Raw genomic sequence first — 1,457 nt, 5'->3', positions numbered from 1 at the left:
AACGATTTCATCGATTGAAATCGACGAATCAACGACCTGATTCACGAACGAAGTGTTCGCTCCATTCTCAATGAGTCGACGGACCAGGTACGCGAGCAACGTGGCGTGCGGGCCGACAGGCGCATAGACCCTGCACGCTTTGTTGAGGTTCGACGGTCCCACGATTTGGTCGTAAACAGTCTCGCCCATACCGTGCAGACATTGGAATTCGTACTCCTTGCCTTGTCCAAGTGTGTGGACAGCAGCAATCGAAAATGCGTTGTGGGTCGCGAACTGAGGAAAGATGGCGTCCTGCGCACTCAGCAGCGCCTTGGCGCAGGCCAAATAGCTGACATCCGAGTGGACCTTCCGGGTGAACACGGGATAGCTGGCCATCCCCAAGGATTGGCAGCGCTTGACCTCGGTGTCCCAGTAGGCACCTTTGACCAAACGCACCAAGATGCGTCGGTTCGTTGCGCGGGCGAGCCCAATGACGTAGTCAACCACCGCTCGGCCGCGTTTTTGGTAGGCCTGCAATGAAATGCCAAGCCCGTCCCAGCCGACCAGCTCGGGTTCGTGCGAGAGACGCTCAAGCATCTCCAGCGTCAGCGGAAAACGAGCCACCTCTTCCTGGTCGAGGTGGAAGCCGATGTTCCATTTTTTTGCCGCTCGCGCCAGTTGAAGCAAACGCGGGTACATCTCGGCAATCACACGCGCATGCTGAGTCACTTCATAGCGAGGGTGCAGCCCCGTGAGCTTGACCGAGACACCTGGACCCTCAATGGGTCCCAGCCGACCGGCGGTCTTGCCAACCATCTCGATGGTATGCGCGTATGCCTTGAAATAAGCGTCGGCATCATCGGGTGTGAGCGCCGTTTCTCCCAACATGTCGTAGGAATAACGGTAGCCTACCTTCTCACGAGGGCGAGCTTCCGTGATCGCCTCCTCAATCGTCTGTCCCGTCACGAACTGTTTGCCCAGCAGTCCCATGGCAAACGAGACGCCTGCGCGAACGGCGCCTTCACCACTGCGGCGGAGCACGGCCGACAGCGTTGGCAAGGGACTTTTCATCGGGTTGTTTGAGCAGCTTCCCGGTGATTGCCAGCCCCCATGCCGTTGCATTCACGAACAGTGACGAAGACTGTCCAACGTGCCTTTGCCAGTCCTGCCCAACCACCTTGTCTCGAATCAGCTTGTTTCGCGTTTCCGTATCGGGAACACGAAGCATGGCTTCTGCCAGGCACATCAGCGCGATGCCTTCCTGACTGTCCAGCGAAAATTCCTGCGTGAGCAAGTCGATGCTACCGGCATCCAGGCGAGCCTTGCGGACGCCCAGGGCGAATCTGGAGGCCAGTTCCTGGGTTGTCTTAAGCTGATTTGCGTCAAGTTTAGCCTCGTGCATCATTCGATGCTTTGCGTCCTGCTCGCACATTGCACCGAACCCTTCGATGCGCACACGAACGTCTGCCAATTGGGCC

General features: G+C 57.9%; 1 protein-coding gene and 1 pseudogene. Both read right to left on the bottom strand.

Annotated features, from left to right (window positions below; genetic code table 11):
- On the bottom strand, positions 1 to 1,050 hold a 1,050-nt coding region (locus AC097L_RS24160), incomplete at its 3' end, for a proline dehydrogenase family protein (protein ID WP_479589264.1).
- Positions 1,001 to 1,457: pseudogene (locus AC097L_RS24155) on the bottom strand (bifunctional proline dehydrogenase/L-glutamate gamma-semialdehyde dehydrogenase PutA); the annotation flags it as partial. The pseudogene AC097L_RS24155 and the gene AC097L_RS24160, both read right to left, overlap by 50 nt.

The sequence above is a fragment of the Rhodoferax sp. RT5P35 genome (assembly GCF_056521385.1).
Note: the sequence above shows the minus strand (reverse complement) of the source record. Positions and strands in the feature narration are given on the sequence as shown.